This is a genomic window from Actinacidiphila yeochonensis CN732 (assembly GCF_000745345.1).
Lineage (GTDB): Bacteria > Actinomycetota > Actinomycetes > Streptomycetales > Streptomycetaceae > Actinacidiphila > Actinacidiphila yeochonensis.
The window spans coordinates 437084-458265 of record NZ_JQNR01000005.1; the positions used below are offsets into that span (position 1 = coordinate 437084).

18 protein-coding genes are annotated in these 21182 nt (G+C 73.9%); 10 read left to right on the forward strand and 8 right to left on the reverse strand.

Annotated features, from left to right (window positions below):
• Window positions 1-188 precede the first annotated feature (188 nt).
• From BS72_RS38260 to BS72_RS14055, 4 genes are all read right to left on the reverse strand, one after another.
• Entirely contained in the window at window positions 189-1727 is a 1539-nt protein-coding gene (locus tag BS72_RS38260) for a hypothetical protein (protein ID WP_232792399.1), read from the reverse strand.
• Between the two features lie 4 nt (window positions 1728-1731).
• Window positions 1732-2694: an SRPBCC family protein gene (locus BS72_RS14045; protein ID WP_037910805.1), complete on the reverse strand. Its 963-nt coding sequence runs from the start codon at window positions 2692-2694 to the stop codon at window positions 1732-1734.
• Entirely contained in the window at window positions 2694-3443 is a 750-nt protein-coding gene (locus BS72_RS36485) for a hypothetical protein (RefSeq protein WP_037910807.1), read from the reverse strand. Before BS72_RS36485 ends, BS72_RS14045 begins: the two co-directional genes overlap by 1 nt.
• Window positions 3444-3772: 329 nt before the next feature.
• On the reverse strand, window positions 3773-4075 hold the full coding sequence (locus BS72_RS14055) for a hypothetical protein (RefSeq protein ID WP_037910809.1): 303 nt from the start codon (window positions 4073-4075) through the stop codon (window positions 3773-3775).
• A 475-nt stretch (window positions 4076-4550) separates the two neighbouring features.
• On the opposite strand from BS72_RS14055, the gene BS72_RS14060 reads away from it, so the two are divergent.
• The 5 genes from BS72_RS14060 (at window position 4551) to BS72_RS32305 (ending at window position 9368) form a co-directional block, all read left to right on the forward strand.
• Window positions 4551-4997, forward strand: a complete 447-nt coding sequence (locus BS72_RS14060) for a hypothetical protein (protein ID WP_037910812.1) — start codon at window positions 4551-4553, stop codon at window positions 4995-4997.
• 80 nt (window positions 4998-5077) lie between these two features.
• Window positions 5078-5776, forward strand: coding sequence for a hypothetical protein (locus BS72_RS14065; protein WP_037915758.1), 699 nt, complete (start codon window positions 5078-5080; stop codon window positions 5774-5776).
• A 426-nt stretch (window positions 5777-6202) separates the two neighbouring features.
• A complete protein-coding gene (locus BS72_RS14070) occupies window positions 6203-6583 on the forward strand; it encodes a hypothetical protein (RefSeq protein WP_037910815.1) in 381 nt (126 codons plus the stop codon).
• Window positions 6584-7110: 527 nt separating this feature from the next.
• On the forward strand, window positions 7111-8109 hold the full coding sequence (locus BS72_RS14075; protein ID WP_051951092.1) for a helix-turn-helix domain-containing protein: 999 nt from the start codon (window positions 7111-7113) through the stop codon (window positions 8107-8109).
• 383 nt (window positions 8110-8492) lie between these two features.
• Window positions 8493-9368 carry a helix-turn-helix domain-containing protein gene (locus BS72_RS32305; RefSeq protein WP_051951093.1) on the forward strand — a complete coding sequence of 292 codons (876 nt, stop codon included), beginning with the start codon at window positions 8493-8495 and terminating at the stop codon, window positions 9366-9368.
• Between the two features lie 165 nt (window positions 9369-9533).
• Here the strand turns inward: BS72_RS32305 and BS72_RS14085 are convergent, their stop codons facing one another.
• The 3 genes from BS72_RS14085 to BS72_RS14095 all read right to left on the reverse strand — a co-directional run bounded on the left by BS72_RS14085 (window position 9534) and on the right by BS72_RS14095 (window position 11919).
• Window positions 9534-9962 (reverse strand): DUF6924 domain-containing protein, encoded by a 429-nt coding sequence (locus tag BS72_RS14085; protein ID WP_232792400.1) that lies wholly within the window; start codon window positions 9960-9962, stop codon window positions 9534-9536.
• 105 nt (window positions 9963-10067) lie between these two features.
• Complete coding sequence (locus BS72_RS14090; RefSeq protein ID WP_051951095.1) at window positions 10068-10571, reverse strand: GNAT family N-acetyltransferase; 504 nt, start codon at window positions 10569-10571, stop codon at window positions 10068-10070.
• A gap of 85 nt (window positions 10572-10656) precedes the next feature.
• A complete protein-coding gene (locus BS72_RS14095; protein ID WP_051951096.1) occupies window positions 10657-11919 on the reverse strand; it encodes a hypothetical protein in 1263 nt (420 codons plus the stop codon).
• A 728-nt stretch (window positions 11920-12647) separates the two neighbouring features.
• Between BS72_RS14095 and BS72_RS14100 the strand changes: the two genes are divergently transcribed.
• The 4 genes from BS72_RS14100 (at window position 12648) to BS72_RS14115 (ending at window position 18655) form a co-directional block, all read left to right on the forward strand.
• Window positions 12648-14135 carry a hypothetical protein gene (locus BS72_RS14100; protein ID WP_051951097.1) on the forward strand — a complete coding sequence of 496 codons (1488 nt, stop codon included), beginning with the start codon at window positions 12648-12650 and terminating at the stop codon, window positions 14133-14135.
• Between the two features lie 163 nt (window positions 14136-14298).
• Window positions 14299-15720: an AAA family ATPase gene (locus BS72_RS14105; protein ID WP_232792401.1), complete on the forward strand. Its 1422-nt coding sequence runs from the start codon at window positions 14299-14301 to the stop codon at window positions 15718-15720.
• A complete protein-coding gene (locus BS72_RS14110) occupies window positions 15717-17087 on the forward strand; it encodes a vWA domain-containing protein (protein WP_078901353.1) in 1371 nt (456 codons plus the stop codon). Before BS72_RS14105 ends, BS72_RS14110 begins: the two co-directional genes overlap by 4 nt.
• Window positions 17088-17488: 401 nt before the next feature.
• A complete protein-coding gene (locus tag BS72_RS14115) occupies window positions 17489-18655 on the forward strand; it encodes a Fic family protein (RefSeq protein WP_037910817.1) in 1167 nt (388 codons plus the stop codon).
• A 337-nt stretch (window positions 18656-18992) separates the two neighbouring features.
• On the opposite strand, the gene BS72_RS14120 is transcribed toward BS72_RS14115, so the two are convergent.
• Window positions 18993-19754, reverse strand: coding sequence for an SDR family oxidoreductase (locus tag BS72_RS14120; protein ID WP_051951922.1), 762 nt, complete (start codon window positions 19752-19754; stop codon window positions 18993-18995).
• 283 nt (window positions 19755-20037) lie between these two features.
• On the opposite strand from BS72_RS14120, the gene BS72_RS14125 reads away from it, so the two are divergent.
• Complete coding sequence (locus BS72_RS14125; RefSeq protein WP_037915779.1) at window positions 20038-20901, forward strand: helix-turn-helix transcriptional regulator; 864 nt, start codon at window positions 20038-20040, stop codon at window positions 20899-20901.
• Window positions 20902-21182 lie beyond the last annotated feature (281 nt).

Genomic DNA, 21182 nt, shown 5'->3' on the forward strand with positions numbered 1-21182 from the left:
TGCCGGGTCACGGGCGGTCAGGGCAGAACCGGGAGAAGTACGCACGGGGCCGACTGCGGTGACACGCGTCGCCGCAGGTGACGAGGCCGCCGTCTCATCGCAGGCCGAAACCCGTGGCCGGGCCCGGGTTTCCCGCGCTGCGACCGCTCGCCTCCCGGCGCGACCGGTCACCTCTCCCGGGAGCCCGCCTAACGGGAGTGTCCGTGCCCCGCCGAGGCACGCCTGCGCCGCTCGCCGACGGTCCCGGCCCGGTGCCGGGTGCCGGCCGTGTGCTCGGTCTGCTCGGTCCGTTCCCTGCGCCGCCGGCCGCTCACGCCGTTCGCCGTCGTCTCGCGCCGCTTCGCGGACCTCTTGCGGCGGCTACCGGAGGGGGCGTCGGGATGGGCGTCCCGATGCGGGGAGGCGTCCTCGGGGTTCGCCCTCGGTGCCTTGCGGCAGGCCTCGCCGTTGACGTACTCGGCCGCGTCTCCAGCCTCGGCGCCGGTGCTCTGGACGGTGTGGCGGGTGGTCCGTTCGGCCCCCTCCGTCGTCTTCCCCACGCCCTCGCTCACGGTGTCGGTGGCCTCCGCCGCCTCCCGGCCCGTGCCGCCTGCCGCCTCGCCCGCGCTCCGGCCGACCTCCCCGGCCGTCTCACCCGCGCCCCTGCCGACGTCCCCGGCCGCCTCCCCCGCGCCCTTCGCGGCATCCCCCGCGTCCTTCGCGACATCCCCCGCCGCCTCGCCCACACCGCCGGCCGCCTTACCCACATCACCGGCCGCCTTGCCGACGTCCCCGGCTGCCTCCCCGGCGCCCTTCGCGACGTCCCCGGCCGCCTCGCCGACCTCCCCGGCCGCCTCCCCGGCGCCCTTCGCGACGTCCCCGGCCGCCTCGCCGACCTCCCCGGCCGCCTCCCCGGCGCCCTTCCCGACACCCTCCACGGCACCACCGGCGCCCTTCCCGACGTCCTCCACAGCGCCGCCCGCGCCCTTCCCGACGTCCTCCACGGCGCCGCCCGCGCCCCTGCCGACGTCCTCCACGGCGCCGCCGGCACCACGGCCCACGTCCTCGACCGCCGAGCCCGCGCCCCTGCCGACGTCCTCCACCGCACCGCCCGCGCCACGGCCGATCTCGCCGACGGCGCGGCCCGTACCGGTGCCGACCTCCTCGACGGCCGAGCCGACCGAGGCGGTCAGGTTCTCCAGGATCTGGGGGTTGCGGTCGATGGTGGTCAGGACGCGTTCGATCATCGCGAGCACGTTGGCGAGCCGTACCTTCAGCAGCGCCTGCGCCTCGACCCCCTTGATGCCGAGGTGGACCCGGCCGAGCCCGACGTCGGCTCCGACGTTGAGCTTCAACAGGTCGAGAACCTCAGCCTGGAGTGAGACCTTGGCACGCAAGTCCTCGACGTCCAGCTCGATTTCGTCGACCTTCAGGACAGGTACGTCGAGGTAGACGTCGGGTTCGGGGTTGGGGTCGCGGGTGGGCTCGTACGCGTAGTCGTTCGCCTGGGCGTCCTCGGCGCGAGCCTGGCGGCGGCCCTCCCGCCCGCGACCGGGGGCTCGTTCCGACGCCTTCTCGATGTCGGCGCCCTTCGGCGTGCGCGTCCCGTCGTCGTCAGGAACCGCGCCTCTCCGGCTGACGGCCTCGGTGTCGGTGTCGGTGTCGGTGTCAATACCGGTTTCGGTATCGACGTCGGTGTCGGTATCGGTCCGGTCGGGGCTGTCGGTGCCGCGGCTGCCGTGCGCCATCGGCTCATTCCTTCTCGTCGTCGGCTTCGGCGGTGTCGTCGTCCTCGTCCTCCGCCTCCTCGTCGTCCGCTTCCCCGTTCTCGACCTCGTCCGACTCGTCGGCCTCGTCGGTCTCCTCGGCCTCGTCGTCCTCGGCTTCCTCCTCCTCGACCGCGTCCTCGTGCGAGCGGGTGACCTCGCCGTCCTGGATCTCACCGCGCCATCCCTCGGGGGGTTCGTCGGTGAGCGTGACGTAGCGCTGGAAGCGCTTGAGGTCGAGCCGGAGGCGGCGGCCCTGGGCGCGCCAGATGTTGCCGGTCTTCTCGAAGAAGCCGACCGGGCGGTACTCGACGACCACCACGACCCGGGTGAGGTCCGGGGTGAGTTCGTGGAAGCTGACGGCGCCGTGGGTGGTGCCCTTGTCGCCCTCGGAGTCCCAGACGATCCGCTCGTCCGGGATCTGCTCCTGCACGGTGGCCTTGAAGCTGCGGTTGGAGAACGCGACCTTGAGCTTCCAGTCGCTCTCCGTCTCGTCGTCGCCGGCGGACACGCTGGTCACGCCCTTGGCGAAGGACGAGAAGGACTCAAGGTCGGTCCAGTAGTCGTACACCTCGCGGCGCGGAAGCCCGACGTCGATGCTCTCGGTGATCACCATCGCCTTGCTGTCGCCGGCGCCGCTGCCGCCGCCGCCCACCGCGCCCTTCACGGTGTCCGTCGCCTTGTCCGCCGCGCCCTTGACCATGCCGCCGGCCTTCCCCACGGTGCCCTTCACCATGCCCCCGGCCAGCCCCTTCACGCCTCCGCCGCCCGGGAGGAAGTGCGCCAGGCCGGAGGGACCGTCGCCGTCCGAGGAGCCGAGACCGGGGATGCTCCCGGCTGCTGAGCTGATCAGGTCCTTGGCCTTGGCGCCAAGGTAGTTGGCAAGTTCGGACCTGAGTTCGTCCAGCGGTCCGGCGCCGTCGGTCGGTGCCTGTTCGGTCTTCGTCATCACTGGTCACCTCCTCGGGGCTTGCTCCTGCTACTGCTGCCGGCCGACGTCTTCCGGCCGGGCTTCCCGCCCGACGGCTTCTCGGCGGAGGTCCGGCGCCGGGAGCTCTTTCCGGCGGTCCCGGCGGGCTTCCCGCCCCGACCGGACGCGGAGGGGGTGCGGGACGACGAGGCGGACTCCCGGGAGCGGGTGGGCTTGGCCTTCCCGCTCTTCGGTGCGCGGGTGCGGCGCTCGCTGCGGCGGCGGGACTTCTCCTTCTCCGCCTTGGCGGCGTCCTCGGCCTCTTCAGAGTCCTCAGCCTCGTCGGCGTCCTCGGCCTCGTCGGAGGTGTCCTCGTCCGACCCGTCCTCGTCCTCGCCGGCTTCGGCCTCGCCGGCTTCGTCCTCGCCGGCTTCGTCCTCGCCGGTGTCCTCGTCGCCGCCGTCCTCGTCCTCGTCCTCCTCGTTCAGGAGGGCTTCGGTCCGGTTGCGGAGCGCCTCTGTGAGGGCTTCGACGCCGAGGTTCGCCCGGTCCTTGACCGCGGTGCGTCCGGTGTCCAGGATTTCGTGGCGCAGGTGATCGCTCAGCTCACCGAACTGCGGGCTCTGTGCGAGCTTGCGCATCCCCTGCCCCAGCAGGGTGGCGGGATCGAGGCTGCGCCCCGCGGCGATGGAGAGCAGGCTCAGCGCGAGCTTGCCCTTCTTCGTCCGCCCGACGACGTAGCCGGCGGTCATCCCGACGGCCAGCGTCGCCCTGGTGGTCTTGTCCATGATCTACGCCCTTGCGTCCGTCGTCCCGTCCCGGCTGAGCCGCGGCCCCGACCCGCGCAAAGGGCAGCCGTCTGGGCTTCCATACGACGCGAGCGCTGCGCTCCCGCGGGGGGTTCGCGGTGGAACCCACGCCATATCTGGAGGCGGGCACATCGATATAGCCGATATGTACCCCTTCCCCACTATCCTCCGGGGCCGGGTGGGACGCACCCTCGGCCCGCCTCCGGGGCCTGCGGGCCCCGGGCAGAGCGCGGATCGGGCTGGTCGGGCAGACGCTGGTCGGGCAGACGCCGCCCGGGGCGCCAGCCGCGACCACGGCCGACCGGCGATCACCGAGCCCGTCGCCTCGTCCCCCTGGCCCGGCCCGCCGCCGCGCCGGCGGCCCGGGACCTCCCGTCCCTCCGGAGGAGTACCAGGACCAGGACGGCCGCGCACTGGAGAGCCAGGGAGAGGAACGTCGCGTGTCCCAGCGGGTAGACGTGCGGCAGTTCCACTCCGGCCGTCAGCAGGAGCGCCATCCACACGAGGAAGCGCCACCCCTTCAGGACGCGCGTGCCCAGCAGCAGCCGAAGCGACAGGACCACTTCGGCTCCGTTGAGGATCAACTGCGCCGCGTACAACCCGCCCGCCATCCGCCCCTCTTCCTCCGCGCCCCACCCTGGTCCACCAGCGCAGATGTACCGCCGGCCGCAGGCCCGTGACAAGAGCGTCCGGGCGTGCCGTACGCCACCTCGGGCGCCGTTGACCGCGCCGCACACGAGGGCCGGTGTCCCCGCGAAGGGGACGCCGTTCGACGCCTCGCATGACATCTCCGCGGCGAACTGCCGCCAGGGGACGCTCCGTTCGGCGATCCGCAGGCCCGACTCCGGTGCGGCCAGGGCGCGGCGACAGGGCCCGGGTCGGGCCCGGCGACACGGCCCGGGCCGGGTCCTGCGACACGACCCAGGTCCGGGTCCTGCGACACGGCCCGGGCCGGCTCCTTTGCCGGAGTCCGCTCCTACGATGTGAGCAGCTGCTCGAAACCGGGGACACGACGGACCGGGACACCGTCTCCCCCCTCCGGACGCCGTCTCCCACCGGGCACCACCGACCGAAGGCTGATGCCGCATGGACGCTCGCCGCTCGCCCTGGTACGACCAGCCGCTCCCGCGCCACCCCGGCACCCGCCGCCGGCCCGCCGACGCCCTCGCGTCCTGGGCGGTCGCCACCGGCGTGGCCGTCCTCGTCCTGGCGTTGGCGCTGCCGATCGAGACCGTCGACTCCGACCGCGCGGGGGTCCAGCCGCGCGACAGCCTCTACCAGGCGCACGGCCCGCTGGTGCTGCTGCCGGCCGGGGTTCCGCTGCTGGTGGCGGCGCTCGTCGCCGTGCTGGTGCGCGCGTGCCGCCGGGGTGGGCGCGGCTGGGCCCTGCCAGTGGCCTGGGCACTGTCGGGGCTCCTGCTGGGCACGGCCGTAGCGGGCTTCCTCACCTTCCTCATCGGCGTCTTCGTCATGCCGACCGGCCTGCTGCTGGTCACCGCCGCCTACCAGGCGCAGCGGGAGCGCCTGCCGTAACCGCAGGGGCGTGAGGTGCGGGTGTTCACCGTCGGACGAAAATGCCATGACGGCACGGTCGACTGGGCAGGGTGGTGGTCATGGAAGCCCCCCTCTTCGTCCTCGTCCACAGCCCCTCGGTGGGCCCCTCGACCTGGCTGCCGGTGGCCGACCGGCTGATCACGACGGGGCACGAGGTGCGCGTGCCGTCGCTGCTGGACGTGGGCGCGGCCGAGCCGCCGTTCTGGCCGGAGGTCGTGGCGGCGGTCCGGGACGGCCTCGTCGCGGTCCCGGAGGACCAGCCGCTCGCCCTCGTCGCGCACAGCAACGCCGGGCTGTTCCTGCCCGCGATCGCCGACGGCCTGCCCAACCCCGTGGCCGCGTCGGTCTTCGTGGACGCCGCGCTGCCCGCCCGCACCGGCAGCACCCCGATGGCACCGCCCGAACTGCTCGACTTCCTCGACCCGTTGGCGGTGGACGGGATGCTGCCGCGATGGACGGACTGGTGGGACGAGGAGGACGTCGCCCCGATGTTCGCCGACCCGCTGACCCGCGCGGCGATCGTCGAGGAGCAGCCCCGGCTGCCGCTGTCGTACTACGAGCAGCACCTGCCCGTACCGGCCGGCTGGGACGACCACCCGTGCTCCTACCTGCTCTTCGGCCCGCCGTACGACGACGCCGCCGAGGAGGCTGCCGCGCGCGGCTGGCTGGTGGCGAGTTCGCCCGGCGCGCACCTCCACCAGACCGTCGACCCGGCGGGCACCGCCGCGCACATCGTCGCGCTGGCGGGCGTGGACTGAGGACGCGGGCGGGCGTGGACTGAGGACGCGGGCGGGTGTGGACTGAGGCCCGGGCGGGCGTGGACGAGGCGGCGGCCGGGACCTTCCGGCTCACGCGAACGGACCCCGGCGGCGGGAGACGCATCGTCAAGCAAGCCGCCACGCTTCGTCAAGGCGGCGGCCCGAAGGGGCGTCCTAGTCTTCCTTTCAGCGCGAGGTGACCGTCCGCCGCGGAGGACGGGATCGCGCGCACCGATCTCGCGGCCACGGTATCTCCGCGGACAGCGGGTTCCTGCCGCGATTCACGCAGGGCTAGGGGGAGCTGAAATGAAGACTCGAACCGTCGGTACGACAGCCGCTTCGCGAGCGGTCGCTCCGACCACCACGACCGCGTCCGGGCCCGGGGCCGCGGAACGTGTACGGCCCGTACAGCGCACCGTGCGGCGGATGCCCCTGTCCGGGTACCGGAAGACGAAGTACACCCTGGCCGCCACCGCCGCCGCTCTGCTGGGCACGTTGGCGCTCTCGGGAACCGCGCAGGCCGCCACCGCCACCGCCACCGTGTACGTCAACGGCTACGAGAGCGCGCAGGCCCTGTCCTACGGGGCCAACGGCGCGGTCAGGGTCTGCGACACCCACGCGGACGGGTACGGGGTGCGCGCCTACTACTACCGCGCGTCCGGGTCCGAGGCGATCCTGTACGACTCCAACGGCAGCGGCAGCTGCACCGAGACCACCGACGTCCAGTCCAACCCCATCGTCGAGATCAAGGCGTGTGTCGTCGCCTCCAGCCTCCTGTGCAGCCCTTGGGTGCCCACCGGGCGGTGATCCCACAGACCGCAGCACCGCGTCCACGGTGCTGAGTCGTCTCCACAGGGCAACGTGATCCGCCGGACGGCCACTCGGGGGGGACGTCCGCGACCCGCGCACGGCACCATCCGGTCCCGTGCCGACCCGGGTCACAACGCCAGGGAGGGACTCGTGCACCGACCGAGCCCGGCCGCCGTCTGCCCGCGCGACCAGCGGCGGCCGGGCAACCACAGATGCGCGTGCTGTGAGCGTTCGGCCGCGGAGTCGGGGGGGGCTCCGCGGCCGGACGTGGATCGATCCGCGAAACGCCGTCAAGACGCCACGTCGTCAAGGCGCCACGTCGTCAAGGCGCCACGTCGTCAAGGCGCCACGACGTCAAGGCGCCACGACGTGGCCGCGGATGTGACCGCCCGGCGCGGTCGAAGCGCGGGACCGGCCGTCCGGCGCGGCGTTTGTTTTCCGTTCAGCGACGAGTGGTTGACTCGCGCCTCCGAGGGGGCGGCGACCGCGGGCCGTCGGGACCGAGTGTCCCAGGGGAGGTGCGCATGCTGAGGGAGACCGAGTTCCGGAGCGAGGACCTGCCGGCCGCCGACCGGTTCGAGGTGTGGCAGGACCTGTTGAGCCGGACGTACGCACCCATGCACCTGAGCAGCGAGGCGGCGGCCGACTTCCACGCGCACCAACGGGTGATCACGCTGGGCGAGGTGTCGATCTGGCCGGCGACGTTCCAGCATCTGGTCTTCCGGCGGACGCCGAAGCTGATCCGGCAGTCCGACCCGGAGAACTGCCACCTCTCCCTTCTCCTGCGCGGCAGCGCGGTCGCCTCCTGGGACCGGAACGAGGCCGCCTACCGTGTTTACGACATCCACACCAACGACACCTCCCTGCCCTTCGAGCTCTCGACGGGGCACGACCGGGCCGCCATGGTCGGCATCGAGGTCCCGAAACGCCTGGTGGGCTTACCGTGGGACAGCGCCCGGCAGGTGATCGGGGGGCAGATCTCGTGGCGGAACGGGGTGGGCGCGCTGCTGGGGCAGTTCGTCTCCCAGGTGGCGGCGGACACCAGCGTCTACCGGGCCGAGGACGGACCGCGCCTCGGCCAGGTCATCAGCGACCTGGTCACCGCGCTCTTCGCGAACGTCCTGGACTCGGACGAGCACCTGCAGCCGGAAACCCGCAGCCGGACCGCCGTACTCGGGGCGAAGGCCTTCATCCGCCAGAACCTGGGCGACCCCGAACTGACCCCCAGCGCTGTCGCCGCCGCGTTGCACGTCTCACGCAGCCACCTCTACGGGCTGTTCCGCGCGGAGGGAATCGCCATCGCCGCCTACATCCGCGACCAACGGCTGGAGGCGGCACGCCACGAACTCACCGATCCGGCCCGGGCGGCCACGCCCATCCACGCCATCGCGGCCCGGTGGGGCTTCAAGGACCACGCCACCTTCACCCGCAGCTTCCGCACCGCCTACGGCACCGCGCCCAGGGACCTCCGCCACCTGCCGCCGGAACGTACGGACAGGCACGGCGGCACAGGACCGGCGTAGCACGGGTGTCGGCCCCCGGGGCGGGAGGGAAGCCGGGGCCGGGGGCCGGGTCGGCGGTCCGGGACGGCCTCGTCGCGGTCCCGGAGGACCAGCCGCTCTCCCTCGTCGCGCTGGCGGGCGTGGGCTGAGGACGCGGGGGGGTGGGGGCGCGGGAGCGCGGTGCCCGGGGCACGGGGGTACACGGCTGGGCGATGGTCGCGGGGCGCCGCAACAGGTACCCGGACGGGCGATTGGCAACATGGGTGATCAACACGCTACGCTACGTGCTCACCAGACGTTCAAATTGACCCCGGCAGTGCGCCAACACCCCGGGGTCCGACACAGAAGAGAAACCATCTTCAGTGCGTATCCATCGTACCGCCCACACGCGCTCCTTCACGGTCTTGGGCAACAGCGTCCTGCGGGACAGCCGTATCAGCTTCGCCGCCCGCGGCATCCTCGCGTACCTGCTCTCCCTGCCCGACGGCGCCCGCTCGGACGTCCGCACCCTCGCGGACGGGAACCCGGGACTCGGCCGCCGCGGCGTCGCCAAGGCCGTGAACGAGCTGATCGCCCACGGCTACTACGTCCGCAGCACCGTCCGGGACCCCGAGAGCGGGCAGGTCCGCACCGAGACCTACCTCTACGACACGCCGCGCACGACGGGGTCGCCGCTTCCCGCCCCGCCGGGCCCCGGCGCCCCGGCCAACGGCACCGCGGGAACGTCCCCTTCGGGGAGAAAGAAGCAGGGGAAAGAACCCACCCTCCCCTCCCCCGCTTTCCCTGACGTCACCTCAACTCGCCGTCGCACTAAGGCCGTCCGGGAGGTGCCGGCCGCCGCCCTTGGGCCGGATGCGACCGGCGCACCCGGCGGCCGCCCGGCAGCACCACCGGAGGCTCCCGCGCGAGGACTGGCGCTGCTGTCGCGGCTGGCCGCCGCCGAGCCCCGGCTCGCACTGGGCGCGCGGGACGCGTACGCGCTCGCCCCGCTGGCCGAGCGGTGGGCCGAGCAGGGCGTGCCCGAACCGGAGGTACGGGCTCTCCTGGCGGACGGCCTGCCGCCGATCGCGTTCAGCGCCCGCGGGCTGCTCACCGACCGCCTCGTCCGCAAGCTGCCCATTCCTCGTCCCCGCCCGCGCCGGGACGAGGCCGCGCCCGCGCCGGGACGAGGCCGCGCCCGCGCTCGGCCTGGCCGAGTGCGCACACTGCCGCGACCCGCTGCCACACGGGACGCACACAGGGATCTGCGCGGCCTGCGCGGGTACGGCCGCCACCCGTGAGCCCGCCCCTCCCGCCACCGACCGGCTCGCCGAACACCTCGCGACGGTAAGGGCGTTGCTGCGTCCCGCACCGCCCCTGGAGGCCGCCCACGCCTGAACGTAGGACCCGGCCGGGGGGTTTCGGGGCGGCAGGCGGTGGACCCCGGTCCTCCGCGCCCGGCGCCCTCAGCCCGCGTCCCCGCCGAAGCCGCGGAACACGCCGGACGGGTCAGCGGTGTCCGCATAGTCGGAGAAGTCCAGGTTCGCAAGGCTCAGGTTCACCGATATCTCGGGGAACCAGCGGGCGGGCAACCGGAACGTCCGCCCCGGCTCGGCGTACAGGTCGACGGCCAGCAGCGGGAACGCCGGGTCGCCGAGTGCGACGGCGTCGGCAAGGCAGACCTCGCACGTCCTGTCCTCGTCCTCCGCCGCCGCGTCCTCGGCGACCAGCGCCTCGACGGTGACACCGGCGAACCGGCGGTCGTCCACGTAGGTGGCGGCGGAAAACTCCTGTCCGTCGTCGAGCGCCCGCTGGAGCGCGGCCCAGGCGGCGTCGTCGGAGAAGTCGGTACGGATCACCAGAGTGGTGATGTCATCGGCTGCGGGAAGCGGCATGACCGGCATCCTGCCACTCCCCTCCGACGCCGAAGCCCGTACGGGGTGGGGACGTCAGGACCCCGGGTGGGTGGCGAGCCGGGGCCGGGGCGGGGCCGGGGCCGTTCAGCGGAGGGGCTTGTGGAGCACGACGGTGGGGCGGCCGTGGCGGAGGTCGGGGCGGCGGTCGATCTCGTGCCAGCCGAGCGAGGTCCAGAAGGCCAGGGCCGCCGGGTTGGACTCCAGCACCGCCAGCCGCAGGCCGCCCGCCGGGTGGTCGCGGAAGCGCTCCTCGGCCAGCGCCACGATGGCGCGGCCGACGCCCCGCCGGTGCAGGCGGCCGTCCACCAGGAGCAGCCCGATCCAGGGGTGGCCGTCCACCGGGTGCCGCCGCAGCAGGCACAGCACACCGACGGCCCGGCCGGAGCCGTCGCGCGCGAGCAGCACCTCGCCGCCCTCCATGGCGGCCTCCTCGCGCAGGTCGGCGGCGACCCGCTCGACCGGGATCGCGTCGGGGTCGTACTCCCCGGCGGCTCGGCAGTACTCCGGGTTGCCCGCGTACAGCGCGACGGTCTCGTCGATCTCGGCGGGCGTCAGCCCGTGGCGGACGAGGTGCAGGTCGTCGGTCATCCGTCCAGGTTAGGGGTGTTTTCCGGCGGCCCCCGCGTCCGGTCCCGCCCCCGGGAGCGTGACCGGACGGCGCGCCGCCCAGGGGCTACGGGAGGGTGCTGCCGCCGCTGAGGGAGTCGCCGGTGCCGCTTCCGGTACCGGTTCCGGAGCCGGTGCCCGTACCAGTGCCCGTTCCGGCGGAGGGGGAGGCGGGGGCGGAGGGCGTGGCCGAGGGGGTCGGCTGCGTGTCGTTCTCACCGCCGGCCGATCCGCTGCCGGTGCCGGTGCCGGTACCGCTGCCGGTCGAGCCCGCCGTTCCCGAGCCGGAGCCGCTGCCGGAGCCGTTGCCGCCGCCGGAGCCGCTGGAGGAGGTCGAGGAGTGGGAGGGCGACGGGGTCGGCGTGGAGCTGCCGTACCCCGGGGAAGTGCTGGAGCGGCCGGTGGACGAGGTGCCGCCGTCGCCGGTACCCGGGTGGGTGGCGCCGTCGGACGGCACGCCGGTGTCGGTGGGCGACGGGGCGCCGCCGCCGGAGCCGGAGGAGGTGTGGCCGGTGAAGGCGTTGCCGATCGTGGTGCCCTTGCCGTCCCCGCTGAAGCTGTGGCCGGACACCGCCTCGTAGACGGTGATCCCGCCCATCGTCAGGCCGAACGCGCAGGCCACCGCCACGGCCGGGCGCTTCCAGCCGCGCCCCCGGGCACGGTGCAGCGTGCTGGAGCTGAAGTCCCCGCCCCCCGGGCCGCCGGGGCCGGCCAGCAGGCGCGTCGCGTCATCCGGACCGGCCGCCAGCAGGCGCGTCGCGTCGTCCGGACCGGCCGCCAGCAGGCGCGTCGCGTCATCCGAACCAGCCGCCAGCAGGCGCGTCGCGTCATCCGGACCGGCTGGCGGGGCGCTCGGGGACGAAGCCGGAAGCAGGCGGGTCGCGTCGGTGGCCGCGGCGTCCAGCGCCGTCGGGCCCGGTGCCGTCGGGCCGAGGGCCGTCACGCCGAAGACCGTGGCATCGGTGGCTGTCGCATCGGAGGGGGCCAGGAGGAAGGTCTGGTCGCCGTCGGTCCAGCGCTCGGGGCGGGTGCCCGCCGCCTCCACCGGGAGCTGGCGGTTGCGCGGCAGGGCCTGGAGGGCGGCCTCCTGGACCTGCCGGCCGGTACGGCGGAAGACGTGCTGGAGGATCGAGCCGCCACAGGTGCCCAGGATGCTGACCACGCCCGCGCCCATGATCGTCCCGTACACGCCGAGGTTGGACGCCAGCTTCGCGGCGGCCACAGCGGCCACCGCGCTCCCCGCGACCTGCGGCACGTTCAGGTCGAGCCTGCCCTCCTTCTTGCCTTCCTTGCGCGGCTTCCCCGTCCCACCGGCCCGTCCTTCATCCATGCCTGTCCGCCTTGCCTGCCTTGTCCCCGAACGGTCAACCGCTGGGACTGACGTCCGCTCGGAACCGTTAGTTCCGTTTGTTCGGTTTTCGTGAGGTAGCCCACGCCCAGGACTGGGGTATCGCGTCGGCCAGTGGGAGGAGACGGGAGGAGGCAGGCGCGGCTCCCGGCCCCGCTCCGGTAGCGACTCGGGGCGCCCGCACCCCGACCCGTCCGCCGACCCCCTCCAGCCGGAGAGCCGCTGCCCGCCGTCCGCTCACCCCCGCTGGTCGCGCCGGTATGAACGTCCCCGCTCGTACCCCGCCCGTATCGCCGCCCGCAGAAGTGCCCGCTGCCGGGTCCGCCGAGGTGCCCGCTCCCGGGTCCGCTCGGACGGGGCCTCGTTTCCGCAACCCGGGAGGACGGTCAGGCGGCCAGGCGGTTGGACAGTGGGACACGGCGTCGTCGTTGGAGTGTGGGCCCACGAGCGGCCTTGTCGTCGACGCGGCGGCCGGACTCCCGCGCGGAACTCTCGTGCCACGACGCTCCGTTCGTCGAGCTTCCAAAGGGTGGGAACTGTCCGAGCGCCGCCAACTCCGTTCCACGGAACCGCTGAACCCCGCCTCTGGCATCAACACGTCTTCCCCCGGAGGAGGCTGGCGAGTCGGGAGCGGGCCGGGCTATGCTCGCGGCGATGACTACTTCTTCTCGTATGAGAATGGGGGCCCCGTCCGCGCAAGGTGAGTGCTGATGCGCTCCCCCGCCGCGAACGGCTCCTCCCGACGTTCCTTCTGGCCGCGCGTGCGCGAGTTCGCCGTGCCGCCCTCCATGATCGAGACCGCCACAGCCCGGCGCGCCGTCGGGGACTGGGCCGGTGCATGCGCCGCAGCGGGCGTGGACACCGACCTCGATCTGCGTTCCGTGGCCCGCTCCCACGGCCTCGATCTCGCCGCACGAGTCCGCCGCGACCTGCGCCACCTCGCCCCTGACCTGCTGCGCTGGCACATGCCCAGGACCGCGCCCGACGGGTTGCTGCGCCCTGGGCTGACGGCGGCCCTGGCCCGATACGACCCGGAGGGCGGCGGCGAGCCGGTGCTCCTGGTGGTCCGGACGCCGCCCGCGCGGGCGGACGCCGGGCAGCGGATGAGCCTCGCGCTGTGGTCCCGCCGGGGCGCCGACGCGGTGGCCCACCGCCACCCGCATCCGCACCCCGACCAGCGGTTCCGCCTGGACCTCCACCGCCACCTGTGGGACGCCCGCCGGACCGGTGAGCTGCCGTCCCGGTCCGGCGCCGACCTGCTGTCCCACCTGCCGTCCGACCTGCCGCCGGGCGACCCCGACCCGTACCGGCTGCTGCCGCCGGACCACGGCTGCGCCGTCGGCCGGTGGGCCGCCGAGGCGGCACTGCTGCTGCACACCGACGGACGGCGCGCGGACGGCGCGGTGGCGGTACGACTCGGCGCGCGGCACCGGCTGGTCGCACACCTGCTGCCGCCGCCGGGCGGGAACGGGCCACCGACGGTGCGCCTTTCGGCGCCGCCGGACGGCGGTCGTGGGCTACCGGTCCTGCCCGACGCGGCGACCTGGGTCCTTCCCGACCTGGAACTGCTGCGGGCCGGGTTGGTCGACGCCGACCGGCTGCACCCACTGGTCGCCGCCGCGCTGGCGCCCGGCCACCGGTCGGCCCCACCCGTGGCCGGGGGCTCCGCCACCGGGAACGCGGAGCCCGCGCCGGGCGGACGGCCTCGCATGGTGGAGTGCCGCGGCGCCATGCACCGGATCGCCCTGGTGGACGGGGTGTTGGCACCCTTGGACCACGGTCCGGACGAGGTGCGCCGGGAGGAGCTGCTGACCGCGCTGACCGGCACTCCGCTGCCCTGCCTGCGCGCGATCGACGAGGCGCACCGCCACCCCGAGCGGCTGCCAGACGTCCGGGCCCTCCTGGACCACGGCGACATCGCCCGCGCGCTCGCCGTCGTCGAGGACCTGCTCGGCCCGCAGGCCCGGCTGCGGGCCGGCACCCTGCGGGACGAGCTGGAGGCGGCGGCGCTGCGGCGGATCGACCACGGCCTGTTCCGGGCCGGCCTGGACGACCCGGCGCGCTGCCCCCGAAGGGGCAGCTCACGGCACGGCAGGGCCGCCGGTTCCGCCCACGACTCGCCACCCGATCCACCTGACGGGCGCCTGGTACCCAACTCCAGCTCTCACGACGGGGCTCGCCGCTCCCCGAGGCGCTGACCGCCTCGCCTGACGCCTCGCCTCGTCCTCGTCCCGTTCCGTCCGACCTCTCCCCTGTCCGCAGCGCCCCGTGCCGGGTGCGCTCACCGCTTCCCGACCTTTCCCGCGAGCGGGGCAGCCCTCCGCCGTACCCGCCCGCCGCGAACCCCGAAGGTGATCGCCCATGCCTACGTCCACCCTGCCCGCCACTCCGGCCTCCGCCGACGCGCCCGTTCTGGACGGATCGTTCACACCGTCCACGTCACATTCCGCGCCCACGTCCACATCCACGTCCGCGCCCACGCCCACGTCCGCGCCCACATCCACGTCCGCGCCCACATCCACGTCCGAGCGCACGCGCACGTCCACGCCGGCCGGAGCCGGCCGCCGCTCCCTCGACACCGCCGCCGACCTCCTCGCCCTGCTGGGCGAGACGACCACGGAACCGCGCCCCGACGAGCAGTTGTCGGCGCTGACGCTGGCCGTGGCCGCCGATCTGCCCGTCCTGCTGTGGGGTGACCCGGGCATCGGCAAAACCGCGGCCCTCACACAGCTCGCCGACGCCCTGGACCTGCCGCTGACCACGGTGATCGCCAGCGTCCACGAGCCGACCGACTTCTCCGGCCTGCCCGTCCTCGGTGACGATCCGGCCGAGCGGGGCGTGCCGATGGCCCCGCCGGACTGGGCGGTGCGGCTGGTGCGGGCCGGGCGGGGCCTGCTGTTCCTGGACGAGCTGTCCACCGCACCGCCCGCGGTACAGGCCGCACTGCTGCGCCTGGTCCTCGAACGGCGCGTGGGCGCCCTGCGGCTGCCGCCCGAGGTGCGGATCGTGGCCGCCGCCAACCCGCCCTCCTCGGCGGCCGACGGGTGGGAGCTGAGCCCGCCGCTGGCCAACCGGTTCGTCCACCTCCAGTGGCACTGCGACCACGAAGTGGTGGTGCGCGGACTGGGCGGCACCTGGCCCCGGGCGGAGCTGCCGCGCCTGGACCCGGACGCGCTCCCGGACGCGGTGGCCTTCGCCCGCCGCGCGGTGTGCGGCCTGCTGGCGGCCCGCCCCGCGCTGGTGCACCAACTGCCGGGGACCGAGACCCGGCGCGGCGGGGCGTGGCCGTCGCCCCGCAGCTGGGACATGGCGCTGCGGCTGACCGCCTTCGCCACCGCCGCGGGTGCCTCCCGCGACGTGCTGTCGCTGCTGGTACGCGGCACGGTGGGGGACGGCCCGGGGCTGGAACTGCTGGCCTCGCTGGACCGGATGGACCTGCCGGACCCCGAGACGCTGCTCGCCGACCCGGCCGGCGCGGTGCTGCCCGAACGCGGCGACCTGCGGCAGGCCGTGCTCGACGGCGTCGTTGCCGCCGTCCGCCGCCGCCCGGAGCGGGCCCGCTGGGACGCGGCCTGGGCGCTGCTGGTGCGGGCGTTGGAAACCGGCGCCCCCGACCTGGTGGCCGTGCCCGCGACGACGCTGGCCTCGCTGCGCCGCGAGGACTGGGACGTGCCGACAGCGGTGGAGCGGTTCGCCGGAGTGGTGGCCCTGTCCCGGCAGGCGGACCAGGTGGCGGCCAGGGTGGCGGAGCGGGACGCGCGCGGCGCGCGGGGCAGCCGATGACGGCCCCGACTCCGGTGCCGGCACCGGCCCCGACACCAGCACCGCCGAAGGCAGCGACGGGGCCGAAGCCGTCGAAGCCGTCACCGACGCCCGCACGGCCCGGGACGTCCGGGGCGTCCAGGGCGTCCGGAACATCCGGGCTGTCCGCACCGTCCGGGAGACTCGACCTCGACAAGCTGTACACCGCCCGGCTGCACGCCGCCCGGGTTCGGCCCTACCTGGCGACCGCGCTCTACGCGCTGCACACCGTGGAGTCGCCGCAGGTGCCCACGATGGCAGTGGACCGGCACTGGCGCTGCTACGTCTCACCGTCGTTCGTCGACCGCACGCCCGTGGAGGAACTGGCCGGGGTGTGGGTGCACGAGGTGTCGCACCTGCTGCGCGACCACCACGGCCGCGGCGACCGGTTCGCCCGGGAGGAGGGGGTGGACGGTCCGGCGGAGCGGCTGCGGATGAACATCGCGGCGGACTGCGAGATCAACGACGACGTCTACGGCGACGGGCTGACCGCACCCGCGGGCGCTGTCCGGCCCGAGCGGCTGCGACTGCCCACCGGCCTGCTGATGGAGGAGTACCTGCGGCAGTTCCGGCTCCAGCCGGTCACGCTGGACCTGGCCTGGCTGGACTGCGGCAGCGGCTCCGACGGGCTGGACCGTGCGTGGGAGTCGGGGCCGGACGGCGCCCACGGGCTGACCGCGCAGGAACGGGACGCGGTCCGCTTCCGGGTGGCGCGCGGGATCAACGGCGCCCCCGGCACCGCGCCGAAGGGATGGGAGCGGTGGGCGGAGGAGGTCTTCCACCCGCCGCAGCCGTGGCGGGCGCTGCTGGGAGGGGCGCTGCGGGCGGCGGCCGGCGCGTCGGGCGCGGGCGAGGACTACGGCTACGGCCGCCCCTCCCGGCGTTCCGCCGCGGTGCCCGGTGCGGTGCTGCCCAGCCTGCGGCGGCGCCCGCCGCACGTGTCGGTGATCGTGGACACCTCGGGCTCGGTGAGCGACGAGGAGCTCGGCACGGCGCTGCTGGAGATCGCCGCGATCACCCGCGCGGTGGGCGGCCGGCGCGACCTCGTCACGGTGGTGTCGTGCGACGCGTCCGCCCAGGCGGTGCACCCGCTGTGCCGGGCGCAGGGCATCCCGCTGGTCGGAGGCGGCGGCACCGACCTGCGCCAGGGGTTCGCCGCCGCGCTGCGTACCCGCCCCCGGCCGGACGTCGTCGTGGTGCTGACCGACGGCCAGACGCCCTGGCCGTCCGCGAGCCCGCCGTGTCGCACCGTCGTGGGCCTCTTTCCGCGTTCCCCGTCCGTCGGCTCCCGGTACCAGAGGCCGCAGCCGCCGGGCTGGGCCCGCGTGGTCCGCCTGGGCGGCGGGTGAGAAACCGGGCCCCGGCCGTACCACCGCCGCGCGACGCGGAGCACGGCTGCGGCGGTGGTCCGTGGACGGGAGGCGGGAGGCGGGAGGGGGTTTGCCGGTTGGGCGGCCACGACGGTCTGCGCGCCCTCGCTTCCCGGTCCACGCGGACCCTCCGGCATCCAGTTCCACGGCGGACCCTCCGGCAACCAGTTCCACGGCGATTCCACGGCGGCGAGTCGGTCCCAGGCCGCTACCGGGCCCGCGGAGCCTCGCGGCGCTCCTCGGAGCCCCTGGTCGACAAGCTGAACGCGACCAAAGCGGCCGTGGAAGCCGTTCCGCACGCCGCAGATCGACGGGTGATCGGAGGCGGGCGTGGGCAGCGAGAGCATGAGGCAATGATAGTCAACAGGTATCATTGCCTCATGCTCTACGCGACGCCGTCTCTCACCCCTGCCGACGAGCGGGTCCTCGCGGAGATCACCGCCATGCACTCCGAGCTGAGCCACGCGGTGCGCCAGGCCCCGGCGAAGTGGACCCAAGACCTGCGCCGCTCCCTGACGGCCTCGGCCATCGCCGCGTCCAACACCATCGAAGGCTTCCAGGTCGATGTGCGGGACGTGGCCGACCTGATGGACGGCGAGCGGGAGAGCATCAACGCCAGCGAGGCCGACAAGGCGGAGACCCTCGCCTACCAGCAGATGATGACGTACATCCAGTCGCTCTACGACGTGGAGGATTTCTCCTACAGCAAGGGGCTGCTCAACGCTCTGCACTGGATGCTGCAAGGCCACCACCACACCCGCCAGAGGCCGGCCGGCCAGTGGCGTCGCAAAGCGATTTTCATCAGCGCCGCGGGCGATCCGCTCAGCACGGAGTACGAGGGCCCTCGCGAGGATCGGCTGCCGGCTCTCACCGGTGAACTGGTCGACTGGCTCAACGAGGGCGACCTCGACTCGAACCCATTGGTCCGTGCCGCCATGGCCCATCTCAACCTGGTGAAGATCCACCCGTGGGTCGACGGCAACGGCCGCATGTCGCGCAGCCTGCAAACGCTGGTCATCGCCCGGCAGCGCGCGCTGGCGCCGGAGTTCTCCTCCATCGAGGAGTGGCTCGGCATGCCCGGAAACACCTGGGACTACTACAAGGTGCTTCGCGAAGTCGGCGGCCCCGTCTACTCACCGGAACGCGACACAGGTCCGTGGATCTCCTTCAACCTGCGCGCCCATCACGAGCAGGCACAGCGTGTGCGGCACCGCGTGAGGCGTTCCACCGACATCTGGCTCCTGCTCGACCAGCACGCCGCAAGCCGCGGTGTCAGCGAGCGGCAGGTGGCGGCCCTGCATGAAGTGGCCGTGGCCGGGCGGGTGCGCCGCTCGCGCTACGAGAAGAGCGAAGGGCTCAACTCCCAGCAGGCCACCCGGGACATGCAGGCTCTCGTCAGGGCGGGCATCCTCACCGCCGTCGGTCAGACCAAGGGCCGTCACTACGTGGCCGGCGACCACTTCCCCCAGGATGTCCTCGACGTCGCCCAGCGCCGTCACGTGATCCACAACCCCTACGACTCCCAGCCGCCCGCACGCGGCTTCTGAAACGGTCGCCGCGGCGGACAGCGCGGTTTCGCCGGAGGGGAGCAGGCTCATCGATCCCCTTGAACTTCACGCCCTTCGACCTTCACTCCCCTTGGCCTTCGCTCCCCTTGATCTTCGCGGCTTTCGGCCTTCGCGCCGTCGGACCGGGCCGGGGTTGTTGGCCAGCACCCGCTTGCCCTCGGTCGACAGGGGCCGGGAGCACCTCGGGGGCATCGGCGATCCGTCGAAGATCGCCGGCACGGCGATGGCCCACCACCGAGCACGCTGCCCGTCTGGAGTCAGACGGGCAGCGTGCCGGCAGCATGGGGTCAGACGGGTAGCGTGTCGGCAGCCGGGGTCAGGCGGCCTGGCCGATCGGACGGATCGTCATCGTGTTGAGGTCGACGCCCGCCGGCTGGTCGAGCGCGAAGCCGATCGCCTCGGCCACCGCGTCCGGGCTCATCGCGACGGGGGGAACCTGGCCGTACCAGAACGCGGTGTCGATCATGCCCGGGTTCACGACCGTGACTCCGATGCCGCGGGTCGTGGCGTGCATGCGGAGGTTCTCGGCGAAGCCGACCACTGCCCACTTCGTGGCGGAGTAGAGGTTGCCGGGGCTGTTCTTGGTTCCGGCCACGCTGCCGACGAGCACCAGCCGGCCGCGGGACTGCTCCAGGTGGGGCAGGGTCGCCTTGGCGAGCAGGGCCGGGCCGAGCACGTTGGCGAGGACCATCGGCGCCCACAGCTCCGGATCGCCGTCGTCGACGACGCCGGTGCTGCCCGCCCGGAAGTGATCGGGGGACGCGCTGCCCGCGTTCGCGATCGCCGCGTCGAGCGACCCGAAGCGCTCCACGGTGCTGGTGACCGCCGTGTTCGTGGAGTCCCAGTCGGAGGCGTCCGCGATCAGGCCCAGGACGCGGTCCTCGTGGCCGACCTCGTCGAGGAACGCCTTGAGCCGGCCCGGGTCGCGCCCGGTGACGGCGACCTGGTGGCCGCGCCCGAGCAGGAGCCGAGCGGTCGCGGCGCCGATCCCGCTCGTGCCGCCGGTGATCAGGACCGACTTCGCGGCGACCGGGGATGCGCCGGAGCCGGTGGGTGTGTCAGTGAGTGCGGTGTTCATGGCGTCCACTCTGTGGCGCGGCGCGGACCCGCGACAGTTGCTTCCGAAGGTGGGGACGCCGTCCCCTGGCAGGCAGCGGTGCCACACGCGGCTGACTACTCGCCGGACCTGCGGTTCAGCGCCGACGGGTCGACGTTCGCGCTTGCGGGCACGTGGTGTGGAGTCCTTCGCCGGGCCACTCCAGGTCGACCCCGTCGGCCGGCGTATCGCCTTCGTCGTCGACAATGTCGGAACGATCACCGAGTTGACCGCCGTGATCGGAAACGCCCGGGAGGCTGTGCCCATGTCGAACACGAGGTACTCCGAACTCGGCGGCTTCCTGCGTTCGCGACGCGAGCGGATCCGCCCCGAAGAGGTCGGGCTCGCGTCCGGCCCGCGGCGCCGCGTCCCCGGTCTGCGCCGCGACGAGGTCGCCGTTCTGGCCGGCGCCTCGGTGGAGTACTACACCGAGCTTGAGCGCGGTGCCGGCTCGCAGCCCTCCGAGCAGATGCTCGCCGCGCTCGCCCGCGCCCTGCGCCTCAGCCACGACGAACGCGACCATCTGTACCGGTTGGCGAACCGCCCGATCCCGCACCAGGGCGGGACGGCGTCCCACGTCCACCCCGCGATGCTCGACCTGCTGAACCGCATCGACGGGACCCCGGCGATGGTGAGCACCGACCTGCACACCGTTCTGGTGCAGAATCCGCTCGCCATCGCGCTGCTCGGCGACCTGTCCACCCACCAGGGCCGCGCGGCGAGCTTCGTCTACCGGTGGTTCACCGACCCGGCCTCGCGGCAGAACTACCCGCCGGAGGACCTCGCCCCGCAGTCGCGCTCGTTCGTCGCCGACCTGCGCGCGGCAGTCGGGCGACGCGGCCCGGGCGACGCCGAGGCGACCAGGCTGGTGGACGAGCTGCTGCGGCGGTCGCCGGAGTTCCAGGCGCTCTGGCCCGACCAGGACGTGGAGGTGCGCAGAGACGAGCGCAAGCGGATCGACCACCCCACCGTCGGCATGATCGACCTCAACTGCCTCAGCCTCTTCAGCGAGGACGGCCGCCAGCGGTTGCTCTGGTTCACCCCGCGCGCCGGGACCGACACCGCCGAGAAGCTCGCGCTGCTGACGGTCGTGGGCACCCAGGCGATGCCAACCGAAGCAGTCCGATGAACCGATCGACGACGTGCCGCTCGATCGAGCGGTAGCCGCGACCGGCCGATCGTCACCCTCCAGCACCGCCGACCTCGGCGCGGGAGGCATCTGTCGGACCCGACGCAGGCGGCCGTCGTCCCACAGCACCCGTCGGCCGGCCCCGTATCCACACCCTCGACGGCGAAGAACCGAAGAGCCCAAGAGCCGAAGAAGCGAAGAAGCGAAGAGCCTGGAATGGACGACTCCGCCTCGCAACGGCCAATGACCGGCGGCAACGCGACGACCGCCCGCCGCAATCG

Bases quoted from the DNA above. Each gene is read 5' to 3' on its own strand.
- BS72_RS38260 (WP_232792399.1), bottom strand. From the start codon at position 1,727: ATGGCGCACGGCAGCCGCGGCACCGACAGCCCCGACCGGACCGATACC.
- BS72_RS14045 (WP_037910805.1), bottom strand. From the start codon at position 2,694: ATGACGAAGACCGAACAGGCACCGACCGACGGCGCCGGACCGCTGGAC.
- BS72_RS36485 (WP_037910807.1), bottom strand. From the start codon at position 3,443: ATGGACAAGACCACCAGGGCGACGCTGGCCGTCGGGATGACCGCCGGC.
- BS72_RS14055 (WP_037910809.1), bottom strand. From the start codon at position 4,075: ATGGCGGGCGGGTTGTACGCGGCGCAGTTGATCCTCAACGGAGCCGAA.
- BS72_RS14060 (WP_037910812.1), top strand. From the start codon at position 4,551: ATGGACGCTCGCCGCTCGCCCTGGTACGACCAGCCGCTCCCGCGCCAC.
- BS72_RS14065 (WP_037915758.1), top strand. From the start codon at position 5,078: ATGGAAGCCCCCCTCTTCGTCCTCGTCCACAGCCCCTCGGTGGGCCCC.
- BS72_RS14070 (WP_037910815.1), top strand. From the start codon at position 6,203: ATGCCCCTGTCCGGGTACCGGAAGACGAAGTACACCCTGGCCGCCACC.
- BS72_RS14075 (WP_051951092.1), top strand. From the start codon at position 7,111: ATGCTGAGGGAGACCGAGTTCCGGAGCGAGGACCTGCCGGCCGCCGAC.
- BS72_RS14085 (WP_232792400.1), bottom strand. From the start codon at position 9,962: ATGCCGCTTCCCGCAGCCGATGACATCACCACTCTGGTGATCCGTACC.
- BS72_RS14090 (WP_051951095.1), bottom strand. From the start codon at position 10,571: ATGACCGACGACCTGCACCTCGTCCGCCACGGGCTGACGCCCGCCGAG.
- BS72_RS14095 (WP_051951096.1), bottom strand. From the start codon at position 11,919: ATGGATGAAGGACGGGCCGGTGGGACGGGGAAGCCGCGCAAGGAAGGC.
- BS72_RS14100 (WP_051951097.1), top strand. From the start codon at position 12,648: ATGCGCTCCCCCGCCGCGAACGGCTCCTCCCGACGTTCCTTCTGGCCG.
- BS72_RS14105 (WP_232792401.1), top strand. From the start codon at position 14,299: ATGCCTACGTCCACCCTGCCCGCCACTCCGGCCTCCGCCGACGCGCCC.
- BS72_RS14110 (WP_078901353.1), top strand. From the start codon at position 15,717: ATGACGGCCCCGACTCCGGTGCCGGCACCGGCCCCGACACCAGCACCG.
- BS72_RS14115 (WP_037910817.1), top strand. From the start codon at position 17,489: ATGCTCTACGCGACGCCGTCTCTCACCCCTGCCGACGAGCGGGTCCTC.
- BS72_RS14120 (WP_051951922.1), bottom strand. From the start codon at position 19,754: ATGAACACCGCACTCACTGACACACCCACCGGCTCCGGCGCATCCCCG.
- BS72_RS14125 (WP_037915779.1), top strand. From the start codon at position 20,038: ATGTCGAACACGAGGTACTCCGAACTCGGCGGCTTCCTGCGTTCGCGA.